Annotated in this window: 14 protein-coding genes; all 14 read right to left on the bottom strand. The window is 40.1% G+C overall.

What is annotated here, in order from left to right; all coding sequences use genetic code 11:
- Window positions 1–10: 10 nt before the first annotated feature.
- The 14 genes from H5180_RS04075 to proQ all read right to left on the bottom strand — a co-directional run bounded on the left by H5180_RS04075 (window position 11) and on the right by proQ (window position 23699).
- Entirely contained in the window at window positions 11–247 is a 237-nt protein-coding gene (locus H5180_RS04075) for a glutaredoxin family protein (protein WP_182730950.1), read from the bottom strand.
- Window positions 240–2357, bottom strand: a complete 2118-nt coding sequence (gene rlmKL / locus H5180_RS04070) for a bifunctional 23S rRNA (guanine(2069)-N(7))-methyltransferase RlmK/23S rRNA (guanine(2445)-N(2))-methyltransferase RlmL (protein WP_145233826.1) — start codon at window positions 2355–2357, stop codon at window positions 240–242. Before rlmKL ends, H5180_RS04075 begins: the two co-directional genes overlap by 8 nt.
- 90 nt (window positions 2358–2447) lie before the next feature.
- Window positions 2448–2978, bottom strand: coding sequence for a cell division protein ZapC domain-containing protein (locus H5180_RS04065; RefSeq protein WP_145233823.1), 531 nt, complete (start codon window positions 2976–2978; stop codon window positions 2448–2450).
- A gap of 120 nt (window positions 2979–3098) precedes the next feature.
- The gene (gene pyrD / locus H5180_RS04060) at window positions 3099–4109 is read right to left on the bottom strand and encodes a quinone-dependent dihydroorotate dehydrogenase (RefSeq protein WP_145233821.1); all 1011 of its coding nucleotides are present in this window, start codon (window positions 4107–4109) and stop codon (window positions 3099–3101) included.
- Between the two features lie 114 nt (window positions 4110–4223).
- Window positions 4224–9065, bottom strand: a complete 4842-nt coding sequence (locus tag H5180_RS04055) for an NAD-glutamate dehydrogenase (protein WP_182734765.1) — start codon at window positions 9063–9065, stop codon at window positions 4224–4226.
- Window positions 9066–9275: 210 nt separating this feature from the next.
- Window positions 9276–11600 (bottom strand): RND family transporter, encoded by a 2325-nt coding sequence (locus H5180_RS04050; protein ID WP_182757716.1) that lies wholly within the window; start codon window positions 11598–11600, stop codon window positions 9276–9278.
- Entirely contained in the window at window positions 11600–12601 is a 1002-nt protein-coding gene (locus H5180_RS04045) for a YCF48-related protein (RefSeq protein WP_182757715.1), read from the bottom strand. Before H5180_RS04045 ends, H5180_RS04050 begins: the two co-directional genes overlap by 1 nt.
- A gap of 153 nt (window positions 12602–12754) precedes the next feature.
- Window positions 12755–14119: a DUF1329 domain-containing protein gene (locus tag H5180_RS04040; protein WP_145234104.1), complete on the bottom strand. Its 1365-nt coding sequence runs from the start codon at window positions 14117–14119 to the stop codon at window positions 12755–12757.
- A gap of 10 nt (window positions 14120–14129) precedes the next feature.
- Window positions 14130–16226, bottom strand: coding sequence for a DUF1302 domain-containing protein (locus H5180_RS04035; protein ID WP_145233813.1), 2097 nt, complete (start codon window positions 16224–16226; stop codon window positions 14130–14132).
- A gap of 246 nt (window positions 16227–16472) precedes the next feature.
- Complete coding sequence (locus H5180_RS04030; protein WP_145233811.1) at window positions 16473–16694, bottom strand: DUF2835 family protein; 222 nt, start codon at window positions 16692–16694, stop codon at window positions 16473–16475.
- A gap of 3 nt (window positions 16695–16697) precedes the next feature.
- The gene (pepN, locus tag H5180_RS04025; RefSeq protein WP_182757714.1) at window positions 16698–19292 is read right to left on the bottom strand and encodes an aminopeptidase N; all 2595 of its coding nucleotides are present in this window, start codon (window positions 19290–19292) and stop codon (window positions 16698–16700) included.
- Between the two features lie 49 nt (window positions 19293–19341).
- Window positions 19342–20820 carry a Na+/H+ antiporter NhaC gene (nhaC, locus tag H5180_RS04020; protein ID WP_145233807.1) on the bottom strand — a complete coding sequence of 493 codons (1479 nt, stop codon included), beginning with the start codon at window positions 20818–20820 and terminating at the stop codon, window positions 19342–19344.
- Window positions 20821–20982: 162 nt separating this feature from the next.
- Window positions 20983–23022 (bottom strand): carboxy terminal-processing peptidase, encoded by a 2040-nt coding sequence (gene prc, locus H5180_RS04015; RefSeq protein WP_145233805.1) that lies wholly within the window; start codon window positions 23020–23022, stop codon window positions 20983–20985.
- Window positions 23023–23048: 26 nt separating this feature from the next.
- Entirely contained in the window at window positions 23049–23699 is a 651-nt protein-coding gene (gene proQ, locus H5180_RS04010; protein WP_145233803.1) for an RNA chaperone ProQ, read from the bottom strand.
- Window position 23700: the final 1 nt, after the last annotated feature.

Genomic DNA, 23700 nt, shown 5'->3' with positions numbered 1-23700 from the left:
CTGTTTACTCTTATTCTGTTTGCGTAAAAAACTGACGCACATCTTGCGCAGTGAAAGGCCAAAATAATTGCGGGCCTTGATCGCTTTTTAAAACTGGTATACTGGTCTGATATTCTGTAATTAATTCTTCATCACTCATAATATCAACAAGCTGTAACAGATCATCACCCAACAACGGCGTGATCAAGCCCTGCGCTTGCTCACATAAATGACAGCCATCGGTATGATACAAAATCCACTTAGCCATGGGTTATCAACCAGCTATTATGTATTTTTTTATTGCGTTTAAAGTCAGGAGAAATCGTCTGCTCTGAAATATTAACAGCTTTTAAGCCTAAGCCAATCAAGCCCACTTCATCCATGGTGAAGCCACGCATATTATTCGAGAAAATCAACGTGCCAGATGGACTGAGAATTTTTTTAACCCATGTCAGTAATTTAATATGATCATTTTGTACATCAAAAGCATCTTTCATGCGTTTTGAATTTGAAAACGTTGGCGGATCTAAAAAGATCAAATCGTATTGGCTTGTGGCATGCTCAAGCCACTTCAAACAATCAGCCTGTTCAAAACGATAACGGGTATTACTGATATTGTTCAGGTCAAAGTTATCTTGGCCCCATTTTAAATAGGTTTTCGATAGATCAACCGTGGTTATCGCTTTAGCGCCACCCAGAGCTGCATGTACAGAGGCTGTCCCTGTGTAGGCAAATAAATTCAAGAAGCGTTTATCTTTGGCATTTTCTTGGATATAACGACGAGCAAGACGGTGGTCTAAAAACAAGCCAGTATCTAAGTAATCAAATAAATTGACTTTAAACTTCGCGCCAAACTCCTCAACTACTTGAGTACGATTTTGCTTAGCCATTGGTGTGTATTGCTCTTCACCTTTTTGCTTTTTACGTACTTTTACAGCAATATTTCCAGGTGCGATATTGAGCTGCTGTGAGGTTAACGAAATCACGTCTTGTAAACGTTTGTGCGCTGTTACATCGTCAATTTCTTTCGGCGCAGCGTACTCAAATATTACCGCTGAATCACCATAAATATCAACGGCTACATTGTATTCAGGAATGTCAGCATCGTAGACACGATAGGCCTGCACATCATTTTGTTTGAGCCAATTTTTCAAGCCTTGCTTATTCTTTTTAACCCGATTAGCAAACGACATTGAACCTTCAAAGTTCAATGCAGGCTTATCTTCAGTTGTTTGGCTGACTTGTTTGTCATCAAGTTGATATAAATTAAGTACCACATCAAGTGGACCATTTTTAAATTTATAACGCTTTAGTTTCACCAGCTTTAATAATTTAAATAAACTCTCATCCATGCCTAGTAGGGCAAGTTTCCAGTTATTAAAATGTTTTTTAAAGCCTGTACCTAAAGCACTGTGTAAACTTACCAACTCAGCCATCGAACCAATACGTTCACCATACGGTAAATTTGAAATAACCACACCTGGTAATTTTGCCACTGAGGTAAGCTTAGTTGCATCGCTTTGTTTAAACTTGATCACATCACCTAGATCAGCTCTACGAGCATTATCTACTGCTTTGCTTAGTACATTAGCGTCATTGTCATGGCCAATAAGCCATAGTTTAGGATCTGTAATTTGTGCTGTAAGCTGCTCTTTTAACTCTTTGTATTTAGCAATACGGAAACTTGGTAAGCGCTCAAATGCAAATCCCTCACGGAATAAACCCGGCGCTTCATTACGCGCCATGCCAGCAGCTTCAATCAAAATAGTACCTGCACCACAGCAGGGATCAAATAGCGGCTGTTGAACATTGTCAAGCCAACCACTGCGTTTGATCAGTGCTGCCGCTAAATGCTCTTTAATAGGTGCCTTACCTTGACCTTCTCGATAACCACGTTCAGATAAACGCGGCCCTGAATAATCGATATACATGGCCACACCTTGACGCGATAAACGCGCAACAACGCGTACATTGGCATCTTGTTTATCAACATTTGGCCGCTGTTCAAATAAATCATTAAAATAATCAACAATCGCATCTTTGATCACTAAACCTGAGAACTGGGTATTTTTAAGTGAGTCGTTGGTACCATTAAAGTCGACTGCAAAAGTTTGCGTTGGACCAAACCATTCCTGCCAAGGCTGTGAGCGAGCAAAATTGTAAAGGCTTTCTTTATTATTTACGCCCTCTTTCTCTTCGATCAACATCAGCACTCGTGTCGCGAAGCGGCTCATTAAACAGACCTTTTGTGCTAATGTAGTGTCGGCGTCAAAACGCACAGAACCGACTGTTTGTTTGGTCACCGTAGCGCCAATGTCAGTAAGTTCATCAACCAATAAATTTTCGATTCCGATAGAAGTAAGTGCGATAAAATGCAAAGTAATAACCCTTAATAGCTAATTGCGCGGGATTATAACATAGGTTGGGCGACAAACACGCGATAAACAAAGGAACTACAAAAAATATGCTTAGGCTGTTTTACTGTTTTGTGCGTGGTTATAAATTGGATGGACACGATTGTTAAGTATACGAATAGCTTCAAATTGATTAAGGCTTAAGTTTTCATCAAGCTTAAAATGCTCAGATAGACAAATGCATAAAGAGGCTTCTTTACAGTGGTCAACAATCAAAAACTCACCACTTTGTTCGCTAGTTTGCAATTTTATAACTGCTTCTATACTGGGCTCATTGCCTTTGTAGGGTTCGAAAAACCAACTTTTTGCCAGCATTGGCTTTAAATAAAATTTAGCTGCTGTCGCATTGAGCGCAATTTGACATAGCTGTGCGCCATTCCATAGATTAAATCCAGCAAGATATTGGTAAACCTGCTGATAAAAGGCGGCATCTTCTAAACTAAAGTTAGGTTGGGTTAAAATAGCATCGGTGAGTTGACGTAGTTTATAAGGCGTGCACAGCTGCATATCTTGATCTAAATCGATCAATAAACGATTTCTTACTGGACAAGCAATCCATTTCCACTGCTTTGATGCTTGTAACATGCGTTCCCTACGCCCCTACTAATTAATCTTATGAATATTGTAGTATAGCGGCTTTTGACCAATTAATATATATTTCTTTAGAACATTTATTGAACGATCAAAAGCTTAAATAACGGATCCTTATAAGCCTTGCAGGATCGTTTTTACCAATTGCGGTCCTTTATATATAAATCCAGTGTATACCTGTACAAGATCTGCACCTGCTGATAATTTTTCTTTCGCACTGGCAGCATCATCAATTCCGCCCACTCCAATGATCGGCAACTTACCTGCGGTTAAACGTTTTAATTCTTGCACTACATGAGTGGATCGCTCACGTACTGGCTGACCTGACAGGCCTCCGGCTTCATCAGCATATTGTTGTCCATGCACCGCAGCGCGCTCTAAGGTAGTATTCGTCGCTATTACACCATCGATGTTGTTATTTAATAATGATTCACTAACTTGAGCTATTTGCACAGCATCAAGGTCTGGAGCAATTTTTACTAGCATTGGCACTTGTTTATTATGTTTGGCGATCAAATCAAGCTGCTCATTTTTAAGGCTTTGCAATAGATCATCCAGTGCAGCACCATATTGCAGATCACGAAGTCCAGGCGTATTTGGTGATGAGATATTGACAGTAATATATGAGGCATGTTCAAACACTTTACGCATACAGTGGATGTAATCGTCTTTACCTTGTTCATTTGGGGTATCTTTATTCTTACCAATATTGATACCTAGAATGCCGTCGTATTTAGCAGCCTTAACGTTATTAATTAGGTTATCAACACCTTTATTATTAAAGCCCATACGATTGATAATTGCATTTGACTCTGGCAGACGGAAAATACGCGGCTTGTCATTACCGACTTGTGGACGAGGTGTCACAGTACCTACCTCAATAAAGCCAAAACCCATCTTTGCAAACGCATCAATACATTCTGCATTTTTATCAAGGCCAGCTGCTAATCCTACTGGGTTTTTAAACTGTAAACCTAAAAATTCGACTGGACGATCTGCCACTGATTGCGACCATGCAGCACTGAATGGGGTATTGTTAAAACGGCGTAAGTTATGAAGTGCAAATTCATGGGCCCATTCCGCATCACGGGTGAACATAAAACGGCGAGCAAGATCGTAAAACATGAAATAATCCTCTTAATAAAAAAATACCCCAGACTAGGCTGGGGTATTGTATAACAATTTTAACGATTAACTCATTATTTTCATGTGGGAAAATAATCAGTCAGTATCAATTGCTTATTTTGCAGATGTATCACAGTTATGACTAAGTAGCATAAGTTCACGTAATGCAACTGAGAACTTAGCAAAATCATGACTTTGTGAAGTCTTAAATTCAGCTAACATTTGCTTCCAGCGTTGTAGTAATAAATCTTGGCTGTCCATCCACTGATCAATTTGACCGTCAACATCTTTGTTATCACCAGCAAAGTTATTTAAAACAACTTCAGATAGTGTACGTTGTTGCCAATCAAGCTCTTCACGGTATGAAGCGCGGGCCAATGCTTGCCAATGATTCGCCACCGGCTGATGAGTAATTTGGTCAAGGAACCAATGCAGTCCCATCCGTGCACCTAGTTTGAAGTAGGTATTAGATACCATATCAATACTACGACCTGAATTTGCAGCAACTTCTGCTAAGTCCATTACTGAGAACAAGCTAGAGAGCGATACAATACGTGTTGCAAGCTCAGCTGGCACTGCACTTTCAATAAGCTTGTCTGCGGCAGCAGATAAACGTTCACTTTCTTTTTCAACCATGTAGTTAGTTAAGTTTGCACTTAAATCAGCGAAGGTCGGTGCAAAGAAGGCAATTGTTTGCTCAATATTTTGCGCTTTATTGCGATGACGTAAGAACCAACGTGTTGCTCGGCGTACTGTACGACGTAACTGATACAACATTTCAGTTTGCACTGCGGCTGGGATCTTGTTATCAAGATCAACAATTGCAGACCAAGTATCACGCATTTGGAATACTTCACTGGCAACAGAGTAACATAACGCTATTTCAGCTTCGTTTGCGCCAGTTTCTTCATGCATACGTACCATGAAGTTCAGACCCATATCGTTAACGATATTATTAGCTAATTTAGTAGCAATAATCTCTTTACGCAGTGGGTGATTATCCATCGCAGTATTGAACTTTTCACGTAGTGGTAAAGGGAAAGACTTCACTAATAGCTGACGATAATATGGATTTTCTGTGATGTCGTCAGTCACGAGTGACTCTTTAAGTACCATTTTAGCGTACGACACAAGCACAGATAACTCTGGGCGAGTTAAATCTTTACCCGCTGCAGCGCGTTCTGCCAACTCTTCATCGCTTGGAATAAATTCAATTGCACGATTTAACTTGCCATCTTTTTCAAGGGCATGAATAAAGCGTACTTTTTCTTTAAGCGTTGATGAGCCTTTTGATTGCGTAATTGACAGTGTATGCGTTTGGCGATAACAATCTTTCAGTACCAGTTGTGCAACTTCATCGGTCATTGAATACAGTAGTTCATCACGTTGTTTACGCGTTAAATCACCGGCTGTAACTAAACCATTAAGTAAAATTTTGATATTTACTTCGTTATCAGAACACGCAACACCACCTACGTTATCGATGAAGTCAGTATTAACGCGACCGCCTTTAGCAGCAAATTCAATACGTCCTAATTGGGTTGCACCTAAGTTGCCACCCTCACCGAGTACTTTTGCACCAAGCTCACTACCATTGATACGTAGGGCGTCATTTGCACGGTCGCCTACATCTGCATCGCTTTCTTTACTGCTCTTGATGTAAGTACCAATACCGCCATTCCATAATAGATCGAATTCCATCATTAAGAATGCTTTGATCAACTCGTTTGGTGTCATGCTGGCTTTTTTAGTGCCCAACATTTTTTTCATTTCTGGCGTTAAAGTGATTGATTTAGCCGCACGTGAGAACACCCCGCCGCCCGCTGAAATCAAGTCTTTGTTGTAGTCTTCCCACGATGAACGAGGTAAGTTAAATAGGCGCTCGCGCTCTGGGTAAGACGTTGCTGAATCTGGGTTTGGATCAACAAAGATATGCATGTGGTTAAATGCCACTTGTAAACGGATATGCTTGGATAACAACATACCATTACCAAATACATCCCCAGCCATATCACCAATTGCAACTACCGTAAAATCAGTTGTTTGTGTATCAATGTCCATTTCGCGGAAATGGCGTTTAACCGATTCCCATGCGCCTTTGGCCGTAATACCCATTTTCTTATGGTCATAACCTACTGAACCACCTGATGCGAATGCATCACCTAGCCAGAAGTTATATTCATTGGCAATGCCATTGGCAATATCAGAGAAAGTAGCTGTACCTTTATCAGCTGCTACAACCAAATATGCATCATCTTCATCATGACGAGTTACATCAACCGGCGGCACAATTTCACCTTGGATAATGTTATCTGTGATATCTAATAAACCACGAATGAAGATTTTGTAACACTCTTGGCCTTCTTTGAAGAATGCGTCACGATCCGTTGGCAGTTGTTTACAAACAAAGCCGCCTTTTGAGCCTACAGGTACAATAACTGTATTCTTTACTTGTTGTGCTTTAACTAGACCTAGTACTTCCGTACGGAAATCTTCACGACGATCTGACCAACGCAAGCCACCACGCGCAACTTTACCACCACGTAAATGCACACCTTCTACACGTGGAGAATAAACAAATATTTCAAATGCCGGTAATGGCAATGGCATATCTGGAATTAAGCTTGGATTTACTTTGAACGACACATAAGACTTAAACTGACCTATGTCATCTTTTTGGAAGTAGTTAGTACGCAGCGTAGCAATGATCATATCGACGTATAAACGAATAATACGGTCATCATCTAAGTTAGCAACGTTTTCAAGTTCTACATAAATTTGCGCAATTAGCTTATCAAGCGTTTTAACACTAGCAGGGCTTTTAACAGAGAACTTTTTAGCAAATAAATTAACAATTTGCGAACCAATGTGCGGGTAATTAGCTAATGTGCTCTCGATGTAGGTTTGCGAGAAAGTAACCCCAACTTGGCGCATGTATTTTGCATAAGCGCGTAAAATTGAGGCTTCGCGACCAGTTAAGCCACCCATTAACACTAAACGGTTAAAGCCGTCATTTTCTAAACGGTTACTCCACACACTAGTAAGTGCGGCACGAAAACGTGCTGATACTTTATCGAAATCTGCAATGCCTTTGCTATCAAGTAGCATTGAGAAATCCATGATCCAGTTGATACGGCCATCGCTGGTTTTAACCGAATAAGGCGTTTCACCAATGACGCGCAAGCCAAAGTTTTCAAGCATTGGCATAACGTCTGATAAATGGATTGGCTCATCTTTGTGGAATAAGCTCAAACGTACAATGTTGCTGTTCGCTTCTTCTTGCGGACGGTAAAACAACATTTCAAGCTTGTTATCGTCATTCAATAGTTCAAGCTTTTCAATATCAACAACAGCGGCACTTGGCAGTACTTCATCTTTGTAAGAACGAGCAAACGCATTACAATATTTGCGGTTTAATTCGTTACCACGTGCTTCACCAGCAGACTCTAACAGTGCTGATTGTAATTTATCTTCCCAAGTACGAGCGGCTTCTACTAAATTATTTTCGATGTCTTTCACGTTATATTCTATATTGTTGTCAGTCACACGCACGGTATAATGAGTACGCGCCAGTGTAGACTCAGAGAAGAAGGTAGTAAATTCGACTTTATCGTCTGAATTAAATGCATTGCCTAAAATATCTTGTGTTTCACGGCGCAGTGCTGTGTTATAACGCTCACGCGGTACATAGACCATGCAAGAGAAAAAACGACCATAGGCATCTTTACGCACAAATAAGCGACACATATCGCGCTCTTGTACTTGTAAAACACCCATTGCAACTTCAAGTAACTCGCTTTCACGGGCCTGAACAAGTTCATCACGCGGATAGGTTTCAAGAATATTTAATACCGCTTTATAAGCATGAGTGCCTTTGGCAAAATCACACATTTCCATGATGCGATTTATTTTACTTTTTAAAACTGGCACATCAGCGGCGCTGTTGTTATAAAAACTTGATGAAAACAACCCGATGAAACGGTCTTCGCCAATCACATTCCCCTCATCATCAAAACGTTTAATCCCTACATAATCTATGTATGCTGGGCGATGTACGCGTGATAACGAATTGGTTTTTGTAAGGATCAACAGGTTATTGCTACGGGCTTCTTGACGGGCAACTTCTGGTAATTCAGATAACAGGCGAGAATGCTCTTCGGTTGAATTCTTCATCAAACCTAAGCTGCCCTCGATTTTACCTTTGAGCTGGTAATCGCCTTGTACTGGCGACAAATCGTATTGGCGATAGCCCATTAATGTAAAATTATCTTTTACTAACCAATCTAAGAATTCAACAGTCTCTGCAACTTCACTTGCATTGTTGTTATGATTACGTTTTGGTAATTCTTTACTGACCGCAATTAACTTTTTGCGGATCGGTTGCCAATCTTCTACCGCAGTAGACACATCGTTCAACACTGACTCAAGCTCTTTTTTGAACGAGTCAATCACTGAAGAATCTGTTTGGCGATCAATTTCGATAAAAAACACTGTTTTTGTAGAGCTAGACTCTTGTTCGGCTTTTAAATTTGATAAAGCCGAAATTTTAGCGTTTTTATCGCGTTGAATCTTAAGTGGGCTGTGTAATAGCAAGTGAGATGCGATATTTTCGCGGGTCATCGCCATACGAACAGAATCAACTAAAAATGGCATATCTTTAGCGATAATTTCGACGATTGTGTGTGATGACTGCCAGCCATCTTTTGCTACTTCAGGATTGAAAACGCGGATCACCGCATCATCAGAGGTATTTTTTTCTAGCGAGTTCCATAGGCTAAGTGCAGCGCCATATAAGTCACTATCATTGCGATGTGCCAAATCTTCTTTAGACATATTGCTGTACAAGGATTTGGCGAATTTCTCAACGAGTAACACATTATCAGCGTGAACTTTTTTCTGGATCAGCTTACAGACATTATCTAAGATAACCGAGGCTTGCCCTTCATTTCGTGTCATTACATGTTCCTTAAATCTATACCACCTACTTAGATGGAAAATTTGTACAGCAATTTATTGTGTGGAGTCAGGCAAATTCTAACCCTTTTAAAATTAATAAACAGCCCTTTCGATGAAAACATTTTAAGCATTTCAGCTATTTGGTCATCTATTCACAAATTATAGATATAAATGGCCTTTACAGGCCATTTAGGAGCAAAATTATTCACATTATTTTTTCTGGTCAGTCCAGATCAAACTACCAATTGCTGGTAAAAGTAATACTGCGCCAAGCATATTGACTAAAAACATGAAGGTTAACAATATTCCCATGTCCACTTGGAACTTAAGATCAGAGAAAATCCAGGTGCTCACACCAATAGCTAACGTGATACCGGTAAATAACACCGCACTACCACGCTCAACGAGTGCATTACGATACGCCACTGGTAAGGCAACACCTTGCTTTAATTGCCCCATCATCGATGACAAAATATAAATCCCATAATCCACCCCAATACCTACACCTAGTGCAATCACTGGCAACGTTGAAACCGTCAGACCGATTTCAAGTTGTACCATTAAAGCTTGCGCAAGAGTCGATACAATATACAAGGGTAACACTACCGCTATGGTCGCTTTTACACTCTTAAAGCTAATCAAGCATAAAATAATAACTGCACCATAAACGTATAACATCATTGGTAATTGTGCAGCAGAAACTGATTCATTCGTCGCAGCCATGACGCCGACAGGCCCTGAGGCCAACTTAAACTGCAGCATATCGGTTTGTTCTTCAATGGCAAATTGCTTAACACTGGCAATGATATGTTCAATGGTCTGCGCTTTATGATCATCTAAAAAGATAATCACTGGCATAACTGAACAATCACCATTGAGTAAACCGGTACTGGTTTCGACTCGTGAGGTAGATTGCACCAAACTTGCTGTATTACGAGGCAAACTTTGCCATTTTAAATTACCTTCGTTATACCCGGCATTAACCGACTGCGCTACTGAGCTTAGGGATACTGCTGATTGAACACCTGCTAAGTTTTCAACTTTATATTGAAAACGACTAATGCGATCCATTACGTCGTGCTCTGTACATGCTGCAGGGTAAGCTTCGACAATCACTTTTAGAATATCGGATGAAATTGTATATTTGTCCGATATTAAAAAGGTATCTTGGTTATAACGGGCATCTTGATGCAATGACGGTGCACCTGCATGTAAATCGCCGATATGCATTTTCCCTGCTTGCCAATAACCTACAGCAAACAATACTAAGGTGCAGCCAATAATGATTTTCGCGCATTTTGGATCCGTGGCTTTGACTAACAGATCACGAATTGAATCAAGTAAGTTTGGTTTTTCGCTGTTGCCTGATTGAATATGAACTGTGTTTTCAAAGCGCATATACGATGCCCATACTGGCAATAAAATCAAATTAGTAAAAATAATAACAGCCACACCTAAACTTGCTGTGATAGCCAGTTCACGAATTATACCTATATCTATGGTTAGTAACGTCAAAAAGCCGACCGTGTCTGACAGCAATGCAATACCACCGGGTATTAACAGCGATCTAAAACTAGCCTGACAGCAAAGACGCGTATTACTGCTTCCTTCGGCGACTTTTTTACCTATTGCATTGATCATCTGTACGCCATGACTTACGCCGATTGCGAACACTAAGAATGGTACTAGAATCGACATTGGATCTAGGCCAAAGCCTAAGCTCGACAATATCCCCAACTGCCAAACCACGGCAATAATTGAACAGGCTATAGGTAAAATAGTGAGCTTGATGCTGCCGCAAAATAACCACACCATGATGAAAGTAAACGCGATAGCAATAGCAAAAAATAACACAACCCCTTTCGCACCTTCGGCAATATCACCGGCCATTTTGGCAAAACCAATAATGTGGATACTTACTTTATCAGTGCTCAATGGCTCTCGAATTTCGCTTTCTAGCTTTTGTGCAAACGCTAACGTATCTAATTTTTCTTGCGTTTGCGGATCAGTTTCCATCAACTGCGCGGTTACCATCGCACACGAATAATCAGAGGCAATCATCCTGCCTACGACTTTCGCTTTTTCGATATTCTCTTTAACAACCGCTAAACCTCGTTGATCAGCAGTAAAATTGGCGGGAATAATTGGCCCACCCGCAAAGCCGTCTTCAACAACTTCGACAAAACGTGCACTGGGTGAAAAAATTGAATTCACTAACGGACGATTCACCCCAGGAATAAAATATAACTGATCATGAACGGCTTTTAATTGGGTGAAAAACTCAGGATTAAAAATATCACCGCTATCATCACACACTGAGATCAAAATACTATTTGCGCCACCAAATTGCTTTTCATGCTTTAAATACACTTTCATATAATCATGATTAAGTGGAATATTTTTATTAAATGAAGCATCAAGTTGGATTTGTGTGGCTTTAAAACCTAAAAAACATGTTATTAAAATAAAACTTATCACCATCATTAATCGATGACGAAAAACTGCTTTCTCTAAAAAATTGACGATTGTGTGCATTATGGAGCCATCCCCTTCACTTTAATGCCATTTTCTGATGCCATAACCAATTGATTTTCAAAAATAACGGCATCAAGAATTGCTTTACCATCCGCTAACTGCTCAATAGTAAGTTGATTATTTTTATAGTGGAAAATCACACCGCTGTTGGCAAGTAACAACCATTGATTATCACCGCTAGCGATAATACTATTGATTGTGGCGGTTTTATTATTACTTATTGGTTGCCATTGCTCACCTACCTGACGGCTAAAAATATTGCCTCTTAAACCCGCAACTATTTCTTGCCCTTGTTCATCGCTGGCATAAGCAAAAAAGGAACCCCGGTAGATTTCTTCATCGCGTTGCCATGTTTTTCCGTTGTCTGTACTGTGCGCTAACAAACCCATTTCGCCCACTAACATAAGTTTATCTTTTGTTGTGACAATACGATTAAAGTGCGGCAATATTGATGCAGTTTCGGCTTCATAGCCTTGTGGATCTGATTCTTTTAAATCATTTAAGTAATCTCTATCATCTGCAAATAATAAAGAATCCAGAAAACGCTTTTGCCAATGTTTGCCACCATCACTGGTTTCATAAAACATACCATAGGCACCCACAGCAAAGCCGTGAAGTTCACTGGTAAATAAAATATCTAAGCAAGGTTTATCTAATTGCGTGTTCACCTGTTGCAACTGCCAGTTTGCACCACCATCATTGGTATGAATAATAGTCGCATCATGCCCGCAAGCCCAACCAAGTTGACTGCCACTGAAGGCAACCGCCGTTAATAACACTTGCGTTGGAACGCTCGCTTGTTGCCAATTTTTTGCATTACTGCTTGTAATTATAGTGCCATGTTTTCCGACAGCGACCAGTTGCTTTCCTGTGTATTCAATATCAGTCAACAGGGTTTTATCTGCTTTAGTTGCGACAATTGCAGCAAGTGGTTCAGCTGCAATAGAAAGAGTTGAAAGGCTCGCCACAGCGGCAAGACCTGCATAAAGCATGTACTTCATAAATTAAAATCGCCTTGAAAAGAATGTGTTTGTCGGTATATAACGTGCAGTCGGGGGACTCGGTTAGTGTCATGACCCAGTGCGTGTCAGAGTGACAAACGCGATTTGAAATAATAAAAAAGCACCTAGATAATTCCAGGTGCTTAGAGTGTATTAACGACCTTCGCGGCGCAGTGCACTTGAGGTAAATTCATTATCATTAAACGATTGTGAGAAATCATACATTTTCTCTTGGTTATCTAAACCAATCGCTAGGTAACGGCGTGAATTCAAATCGTAGTAAACGTCTAACGTACTCCAGTTAGTGAGCGCATCGTAATAGTTAATTGTATGAGCCATCGCTACACGGTACATTTGGTCACGGTTATCATAGATATCCGTCACTTGAACTTGCCAGCTATCTTCATCAATATAAAATACGCGCTTCTTATAAATATGACGAGTGTCGCCTTTCAGATCTGCTTCTACAACCCAAACACGGTGTTTTTCATAACGCACATGTTCCGGGTTGATGTGACCGGCCATCAGAATATCGTCATACTGTAACTTATCACTGTGTAGCTTATAACTATTGTATGGTACATAAAGCTCTTGCTTACCTTTGAGCGTCCATGTATAGCGGTTTGGCGAACCGTTAAACATATCGAAATCATCGGTTGTACGCAAGCTATCAGCTGCTGTTCCTGGTGCATCATAAGCAACATTAGGCGCGCGACGAACACGACGCTGGCCAGAATTGTAAGTCCACGCTTGTCGTGGAGTTAAAATTTGGTCCATGGTTTCATGAACTAATAGCGCCGTGCCAGCTAAACGCGCAGGTTCGGTGACTTTTTGTTTAAATTTAAACAAAATATTAGATTCTTGTAACTCTGCAGGTGTTGCTTTTGGATCTGAGTACTTAACTAACAGTTGCTCATCAAAGCCAACCATATTATACGAACCTGAGGCTGTTGGAGCCGCTTGACCACCAAAACGCTCAATTGACAGACCACGGTAGCGTAATAAATGGTTCCAAATTGCCTCTAAGCCAGTTTTTGGAATAGGAAAAGGAATGCCAATAGCAGTATTTTTTATCCCATTACCTTCTTCAATCAACTCTGCAGTTGGTGCGTATTGTTTTGTTGCATCATAGACAAACTGTGGGTTTGAAGCACTGCGATGAGTAGTATAGATGTTCATTTTAAACGTATCTGGATACGCTTCAAAAAGAGCTACTTGACCAGGACTTAAATTTGCTTTGTATTTATCAACATTTGATTTATCAATGGTGAAAAGTACTTTGTCGTCAGCATACGGATCTGGATGATGCATTCCCGGCGTATAACCTGCAGGTGCTTTAGTAATACCACCTGTCCATGCCGGAATTGAGCCATCAGCATTACCCGCTTTTTCAGCACCTAATGGGGTTAGATCTGCACCTAAGCGCGCAACTTCTTCGCTCGTCATTTTTGCAACGACCGCTGTTGTAGAAAATAAACTACATAGCGTTAGTGCAATGAGGGTAGGTTTTTTTATCATCATGATACCCTTAAATTGAATATTTAATATTAAAAGAAACAAAATCACGGTCTGAGAAAGTATTGGTATCTCCGCCACCCCAGAAAGAGTTGTAGCTAAAGTCAAATGACCATGCATTTTGATAATTAAAGTTGGCTGTCACTCCAAGTGACTTGCGATCTTCAATAAACAAGAACATCGGGTCTGGTGTGTTACCATTTACATCATGTGAGAAAACAAAGCGAGGTGAAAAATTAACTCCTTTAAAGAAGTTGTAATAATCGCCTTTAGCAATTAAGCGATATCCCCATGATGATGCTGTCGCAAACTCTTTTTGTTCGGGGCCATTAGACAAAGCCATATGAAGTGTTGAGTAATCATCTGCATTAGGGCCGGTCATAATACCGCTTCGACCAGTGCCTGAAACATTTAAACGCATTTCATCGTATTCAGGCATATTATTTATGCGCACGCCGCCAATTTCACCCACTACAGCCCAGCTATCTGCACCCAGTGATGGGCCAAATAAATGTGTTGCTGTAAACTGCAATTGGCTAGTATTACGCTCAATATAACCTTTTGCTAATTCCCCAGGGCCTACAACACTAACTGCGTTACCCTGACTCATTTGTGAAATACCGGCAAACTCAGGACGAAGTCCCGCTAACGCTAATTGCTCAGGCATAGCAGCATAAAGCAATTCTACGTCATCGATTTGTAGTGGTTCGTCTTCACGGAAGGTGAACTCACCAGCAAACGCCGTTTCACCAATTGATGTATTAAAGCTTAACCCATACAATTTAATATCTTCTGGATACTCATTGGTTGCTTTAGCAAATGCTTTTAAATCAGAGACATTGTCAGAGGTAATTTTAGTCGTTGCTAACATGGCTAAATCTTGGGCCAGTGACGCTTGTGTAAAGTTAGATACGCGACCTGAAATAAGAGGACGGCGGCTATGGTAGTTTACATGGTAAAGTGCAACTTCAGTGTCATAAAAATCTGGTAAGAACATACCTAAACGTAAACCATATTGACCACCATCATCAGGTTCAGTTTTACCATCATCCCCTTTGCCTTTAAGAGCGACTTTAGTAGGGTATGCCAGATAAGTTTGTGCCAATAATGCTTGCCCTGCGGGACTTGCAGGGTCGATCCCTTTAGCGGCAGCAGCTTGACCAAAGGTAGTCATCAAATTATTTAAGCTATCAGTTAAAAACGCTAAATCGATATCTGGGTTGGAGGTAAAACCAAGCTGTACATTTTGCTGATAACCATTTTCAGCGGCAAAGTCATTGGTTGAAAAATACGTTCCAGCTGCAGGTAAACGTGTTTCATGCCATTGGTATTGGTAAAAGCCTTCCAAAGTCACATTTTCAGTGATCCCTAAAGATGCCCATAACATACCAACTGGAATAAAAGCTTCTTTAAGCTCTGCACCCGGCGCTTTTAACCGATCAATATCGACCGGATTTACGTTAATACCGTGAGAAATTAATGTACTTTCTCCCCAGTTTATAACTTGTTGTCCTAGACGAATAGAAAGTGGGTTATTGCCGTCATTTAAATCAAAGTTAGCCCATACGTAAGCATCTAATAGACGAATATCTGCGCAGCTTTGTTTCTTTGTGTCTTTATCATCACAAGGATCAACTCCTTGCCCTGAAGTTGGATTAACATAGGCACGATCGCCATCCATCAATTCAAAATCATAAAAATACATAAATCGAGTAAATAGACCATAGTTATCTTTGTTGATAGATAAATCATGCGTCCCTTTCAACAGCTTTGAAAAAGATTCACCGCTATCAAAGTTCAAATCACCAGCGTCGCCGTTATTAGAGTAAGAGCCAGGTTGGGCCCAGACATCTTGCGCTGAATAAATTGGATTTAATACAGAGTTATAACCTGTCCAATCAAAAGACGGGTTATTACTTTTACCTATTAAGTTAAAGTTTCGGTCTTCAACACGGATACTTTGTCCATAAGAAAAAGCAGAGTCGAAGGTTATATCAAACCCTCCAGCCTCAAACGTTGCAGCCTGTGTGTGTGCTGCTGATAACCCTAAAGTAGCGGCTGCGATGCCTAGTACTAGTTTATTTTTAACAAAAAGCGATCTTCTTATCATTGTGTGTTCCCCCTGTCGCGGGTAATTTTGTGATCAAGTTATTGTTTTTAGTGTAGTCGTAACGATAGAAGCGAAATAAAGAAATTACAAATAGAACGCGTTCAATCGGTCATAATTTTTCTGTTTAGTTGACGTTAACCTAATGGTAAGACGTCCTACCAGATAATTTATACACGTAAATTAACAATAGGACAAATCGAATTAACAAAAAAACAATATTATAAGTGATTATTTTAAAATATTGTTTTAGGCAACACGCTCCAAACGTAAAAATTTATACTCTGGAGTAAGCAAAAGTCGAAAGCGCCCTCTTACCCCTAAAGAGGAAATAAAAGGACGCAAATGGCTGGCGGCAAAACGTACTTTTTTGCCACCATCTTCAATTACTTGAACTGATGTATACTTACCTTCGTAGTAATCCATGCACTGCTTGTAGGTTAAGTTCAGTAAAAAATAATATTCGATCATAATTTATTGTAGTGCTTTATCAACTTTTTCAAACAAGTCATCACTTAAATTATCAAGCAAAGCTAGGCGTTGCAGCTGAGCTTTGATTGCAACTGAACGTACCTCATCATATCTGCGCCATGACATAAATGGCGTTAACATACGTGATGCATTTTGGGGGTTGATTGCATTAAGCTTAACTAGTAAGTCACCTAGCAATTGATAACCTGTACCATCTTCACGGTGAAACTGTGCGGTATTAAAATGACTAAAACTGCCCACTAGTGCCCTGACACGGTTTGGGTTTGAAAAATCAAAACAAGGGTGATCATATAACTTTTTGATATTACTAATGGCGTCATCGCCACCTTGCATTGCTTGCAATGCAAACCACTTATCCATCACTAACACATCATGGCGCCACTGACTGTCAAATTGGTTTAATAACTCTTTTGCTAATGGATTATCAGCTTTTACCACTGCACTGAGCGCGGCGAGTACATTGGTCATATTGTGTGAATTAGCCGTACTAACAAGAAGTTGATTGATATCAAGCTCATTAATTTTTGCCAAATAATGCAAGCACATACCTTTTAATGCACGTATAGCGACAGCTGTTGCACTTACAGAGCCGTCATCAATTAAACTTTGATAACAGTCTAAGAACTCACTACGCAGTTGCTGAGCAATTTGTAACTCAAACTGATTTGTCACCGCAACCAATTGATCCACAGGGATCACATTAAACTCAGCTGCGAGGGTATCAAAACTAGGCAGCTTTAATAATTCAGCAATTAAAGCTAAATCTCCCTCCTGATCAACTAATAAACTACGTAATGCAGTAATAATTGCTGGATCCAATTGATTATTTTCAGGTTTTATAATGGCCCCTTTAACCGCCCCAATGAACAATTGTTGTTGAGCATCCCAACGCGAAAAGTCACTGCGCGCAAAGCGCATAATGTGTAATAATTCAGTGGCTGTATTTTGTTGCTCAACAATACACGGCGCAGAGAAATCCTCTAGTAGCACCGCTACAGGCTTCGCGGTTAAACCATCAAAGCTAAACGTTTGCTGCGCTGTTGTGACATCTAAGACATGATCAAGTGGCTGTCCTTCAAACTGTAAAGAGACAGACTCGCCCTGTTGATTAAGTAGCTCGATAGCAAATGGGATATGTAATGGCGCATTTTCTGGCTGATTAAGCGGTGCCAGCTGCTCTATATGCAGTGAAAAAGTACCACTGAGCTTATCATACTCTTGTTTTACAATTAGCCGTGGTGTGCCAGCTTGGCTATACCAACGTTTAAACTGAGTTAAATCGATACCTGAGGCATCACTCATAGCCGCAACAAAATCATCACAGGTAACGGCTTGCCCATCATGACGCTGAAAATAAAGTGCCATGCCCTGCTGGAACTTTTCTTCTCCCAATAACGTGTGCATCATACGGATAACTTCAGCGCCTTTGTCGTACACAGTTACTGTATAGAAGTTATTCATCTCAATCACTTGTTCGGGACGGATCGGATGTGCCATAGGACCGGCATCTTCACTGAATTGATGAGTACGCATTACTTTAACCGCATCAATACGATTCAGTGCCCGCGAGCCTAAATCACTGCTAAACTCTTGATCACGAAAAACTGTTAAGCCTTCTTTTAACGACAGTTGAAACCAATCACGACAAGTCACTCGGTTCCCTGTCCAGTTATGAAAATACTCATGGCCAACGATTGACTCTATGGTGTGATAATCTTTATCAGTGGCGGTTTCTTGATTAGCCAACACACATTTAGAGTTGAAAATATTCAGACCTTTATTTTCCATCGCGCCCATATTGAAAAAATCCACAGCAACGATCATGTAAATATCTAAATCATACTCAAGATTAAAACGCTGCTCATCCCACTGCATTGATTTTTTAAGTGATGCCATCGCATGAGGAGTTTTCGGTAAATTCCCTTTATCAACAAACAAGGCTAAATCTATTGTACGACCACTTTGCGTAACAAAGGTATCTTCAAGTACATCAAAGTCCCCTGCAACAAGTGCGAACAAGTAACTTGGCTTTTTGAATGGGTCTTGCCATTTTGCAAAGTGACGGCCATTGTCTAATTTACCTTCCGCTAATTTATTACCATTTGATAATAAATGAGTAAACTGCTCGTCAGCAATAATAGTCACGTCAAAGCTTGCAAGTACATCTGGGCGGTCAAGATAATAGGTTATTTTTCTAAAGCCTTGCGCTTCACATTGTGTACAATATGCACCGCCAGATAGATATAAACCTTCTAAAGATGTGTTAGTTTTTGGCGCTATTTCATTAACGATTGTAAGCTGGCATTGCGCTGGTAGATTATGGATCACAAGCTGCTCATCAAGTAGGTCATAATCTGTATATGCGTTGTTATCTACAGTAATTGAGATCAGCGTCAAATCAATGCCATCAAGCACTAAATCTGCCACACCTGCTATTTTTTTCGTGATCGTCATTATACTCGTAACACGGGTGTTTAACGGCAATAAATCGAAGGTCAAATCAATGTGATCAATTAAAAATGGTGGAGCTTGGTAATCTTTAAGATACTGTGCTTGAGGTTTTTTTAATGCAGTCATGTGAAACTCCAAAGTGGCTCCTCTTAGCAGAGGAGCGTATAATTTATGGCTATTGTTTTGGCTTAATACGTAAAATTTTAATGCCTAGGTAAGCATAAATAACAGCTAGTAATGGATTTATAAGATTAAAAAATGCATATAGCGCATAATCAAATGGGTTGATCAATAATACACTTTGCATATATGCACCACAGGTATTCCAAGGGATCAGGGGACTGGTGATCGTCCCGCCATCTTCTAATGTTCTTGATAAATTAACGGGTTTCAAACCACGCTTTGCATATTCTTCTTTAAACATCCGACCAGGGACCACAATAGCGATATACTGATCTGCAGCAATTACATTGGTACCAATACAGGTCGCAATAGTAGCAGTAATTAAAGAGCCAGTGCTTTTCGCAATTTTAAGAATACTTTTTACAAAAATATCTAATAAACCTGTTTTTTCCATAATGGCGCCAAACATCAATGCCGTCATAATCAGCCACGTTGTGGTTAACATGCCAGACATTCCACCACCACTGAGTAATGAATCCATTTTTTCATCGCCTGTGAGGATACTAAAGCCATCAAAAAATGTACTCCAAACCAATTTAAAATAACCGACAATTTGCCCCTGAGAGCCATCAATTTGTGTTGCAATTAGGTCTGATTGAAAAATCATTGCCCATACTGCACCAAGTACCGCACCGATTGAAATTGCCGGAAATGCAGGCATTTTTTTAATTGCTAACACCAGTAAAACAATCAGTGGCACCAGCATCTCTAAACCTATATTAAAGTTTTGTTGTAGAATAGCGGTTATTTCATCAATACGCCCAGCCTCACTTGACGCTGTAGCATTAAAGCCCATAAAAATAAAGATGATTAGTGCAATCACAAAACTTGGTACAGTCGTCCATAGCATATGATGAATATGCTCGAATAAATCAGCTCCCACAACCGCAGGAGCTAAATTTGTTGTTTCAGACAGTGGACTAAGTTTATCGCCAAAGTAAGCCCCAGATATTACGGCACCGGCCGTCACTGTTTGCTCTAATCCAAGGCCTGTAGCAACACCGAGTAGCGCTACACCTATTGTCGCCGCCGTGGTCCAAGAGCTACCAATACTCATTGCTACAATGCCACAAATTAAACAGCTTGCTGCGTAAAACCAACTAGGATTAATTACCTGTAAACCATAATAAATAAGCGTAGGTACAGTGCCTGACAGCAGCCAAGTGCCGATCAGCGCGCCAACCATTAACAAAATTAATATAGCGCCCAAAGATAGAGTGATCCCCTCTATCATCGCTTGTTCAAGTTTTTTCCAAGTATAGCCATTTTTAAGGCCAATAAGTGCAGCTGTAAATGTAGCAAACAGTAGCGCAATTTGATTCGGCCCTGATGACGAACTATCGCCAAATAAATAGACCGCAGCACCTAATAAACAAATCAGTACAGAAATTGGGATCAAGGCATCGAAAAAGCTGGCCTGTAGGATGGGTTTTTCTTTTTGTGAATTCAAAATTGAGACTCCTACGCGCATTTTTATGCGCGTTTAATTATTATTTTTTAGCACAGACGCGACGCTTAGCCTAACTAAGTTACTTACTTTTGTCAGCGTTTAATCAGTAATTATAGCAATATCAAGAGTTTTAGGCAGCAAAAAAGGCGCCAAAGCGCCTTTTTTATTAATATGTAAAACAAGTTATTTCTTAGCTACACGACCAAACTTAATATAATCTTGGGTAATTAATGCAGCTTCTTCTAGGAATGGATCTAAGTCGTCTAAGACATCAGGCGCATCATCCAAGCTCTCAATCGGTTTTTCACCTAAACGAGTAAGCCTTTCATTAGTACGAGCTAATGCACGCGCTTCACCATCGTCTTTTTCTTTAATACGCTGCGCTTCTACAAGAGAAATAGTTTTCCGGTCTTTCTCTTCTTTATAACGCGTAATATCTTGAAAAACATAGTTAAACTCTGGTTCTGATTTAATGCGTTCAGCATGCGCTTTGCTTAAGTAAGCAATGGCTGGGTGTAAGTCATCAACCGAGTTATATTTGGCGCGTACGATACTGTCCCACGGTAATGCATTATCCTCTTGGCTTTCGCCCCATTCCGCTGGATCAATTGCTGATGGGAATGAAATATCTGGGATCACACCTTTATGCTGTGTGCTACCACCATTGATACGATAAAACTTTGCAATCGTATATTGCACACTGCCAAGTGGATTATCGTATAAATCGTAAGCACGGCCTAAGCCCTTATGCTGCTGCACAGTGCCTTTACCAAACGTTTGCTCACCAATTATTACTGCTCGACCATAGTCTTGCATCGCTGCGGCGAAAATCTCAGAGGCAGATGCGCTGTAACGATCAACAAGCACCGTAAGGGGGCCATCGTAAAACGTAACACCATCACGGTCTTTTTGCTCTTCAATGCGATTATTTAGAGTATGAATTTGTACTACTGGACCTTGGTCAAAAAACAAACCAGATAGTTGTGTTGCTTCATATAATGAACCACCACCATTTTGACGTAGGTCAATTATAATGCCATCTACTTTGGCTTCTTTTAATTTCGCCAATTCTACTTTAACGTCTTTAGACAAGTTGTTGTAGAAACCAGGGATCTCAATAACACCTATTTTGCTGGTTAAATCAGAATATTTTGCTTTGAATACTTCTGATTTTGCAGCTCTATCTTCGAGGCGAATTTTATCGCGAATAATTTCAACTACTTTAGGCGCGCCATGATCATCAGCACCTTTTAAGTATTGTAAACGCACCTTAGTGCCTTTTGGTCCTTTGATTAAATCAACTACGTCATCTAAACGCCAGCCAATGACATCAACAAATTCTTCTTTGTCTTGAGCAACGCCGATAATACGGTCATCAGCTTTAATTTGCTCCGATTTATCAGCAGGTCCACCTGGAACCAAGCTGCGAATAACCGTGTAGTCTTCGTCGTAGCTTAGTACTGCACCAATACCTTCTAGTTCAAGATCCATGTCCATTTTGAACTGTTCAGCTCTGCGTGGCGATAAATAGGAGGTATGTGCTTCAATACTTCGCGCAAAAGAGTTCATTACTATCTGAAATACATCTTCACTATTGGTTTGCACTAAACGTTTTTGTGCATTGTGATAACGCTTAGTTAATAATTCTTTTATACCAGGCCAATCTTTGCCGGTCATTTTTAATCGTAGTGCATCATATTTTACACGTTCACGCCAAAGCTCATCTAACTCAGCTTGCGTTTGTGACCAATCAGCATCTTCACGATCAAAGTAATATTCATCCGCATTATCAAAGGTCATTGGTGTTTCAAGTAACTTTAAAGAATACTCATAACGCTCAAAACGACGCTGCATGCTTAGGTTGAAAATATCAAAGGTAAAATCAAGTTTACCGGTCGTTAATGCATTATCAAATTGGTTGCGGTATTGCTCAAATGAGGCAATATCCGCAGCCAAAAAGACGCTTTTATTAAAATCAAGGGATTCGATATAACGGTCAAACACTTTACTTGAAAGTGCGTCATCAAAACGAATTGGTTTATAATGTGCACGAGTAAATAAGTTTGTCACCCGTTTGCTAGCCGTACTATGCTGACTCTCTTGCGTAAGTACTGGCAAGTCTTTTGCTGTAACTACATCATTAACATCAGCAATATCTGATGCAAATAATAAACCTGAATACAGGGCGGCAACTAACGGAATGAGCTTAAACTTCTGACTCATACACAACTCCTTAATTTATATACAGCTTAAATAATGTACAGGCTGTCTGCTTTAGTTTTAACTTGCATGCCAGTTACCAACTCTACATGAACGTCTTCTTTGTTCACTTCAGTGATTACTGCATTAACAAGGGCTTGGCCAAGTTTAACTTTAACTTTGTTATTAACCTTGACCTCACTTGCTGGTAAAGGTTCAATTTTACCTGAACGTTTAACCGGCGCAGCTTTTGCTGGTGTGGTATTAACTTTAGCGTTTTTATCGCCTGGTTTAGCGAATTGGCCTGGTTTCTTTTTGTAAGATTTTGTGTCTGAATCATTACGTGGACGTTGTGACTTTTTACGTTTAGCCATTTTCGCACGACTTTCTTCAAGTGCTTTTTGAGCATGATCAATATGTTCTTGCTCCACTTTAGCACCTTGATTTCCATCAAGATCAATACGAAACTCAGACTTAGTAACAGCTTCTAAATAACGCCAGTTAGACGTATACTTTCTCAGCGCTTGACGTACTTGCGTCTTACTTACTTTTTCAGAACCTTCAATTCGCTCAGCGATATCTTTAAAGATACCTACTTTCAGCGGCTTGATACCGTCTTTTTGTTTAAAACATTCTGGGAATTCTTGGTATAAAAATTCCAATACTTCATTAATATCTTTTAGCTTGTTTGTGGTTTCCATT

The sequence above is a fragment of the Pseudoalteromonas sp. SR41-4 genome (assembly GCF_014163985.1).
Taxonomy (GTDB): domain Bacteria; phylum Pseudomonadota; class Gammaproteobacteria; order Enterobacterales; family Alteromonadaceae; genus Pseudoalteromonas; species Pseudoalteromonas rhizosphaerae.
Note: the sequence above shows the minus strand (reverse complement) of the source record. Positions and strands in the feature narration are given on the sequence as shown.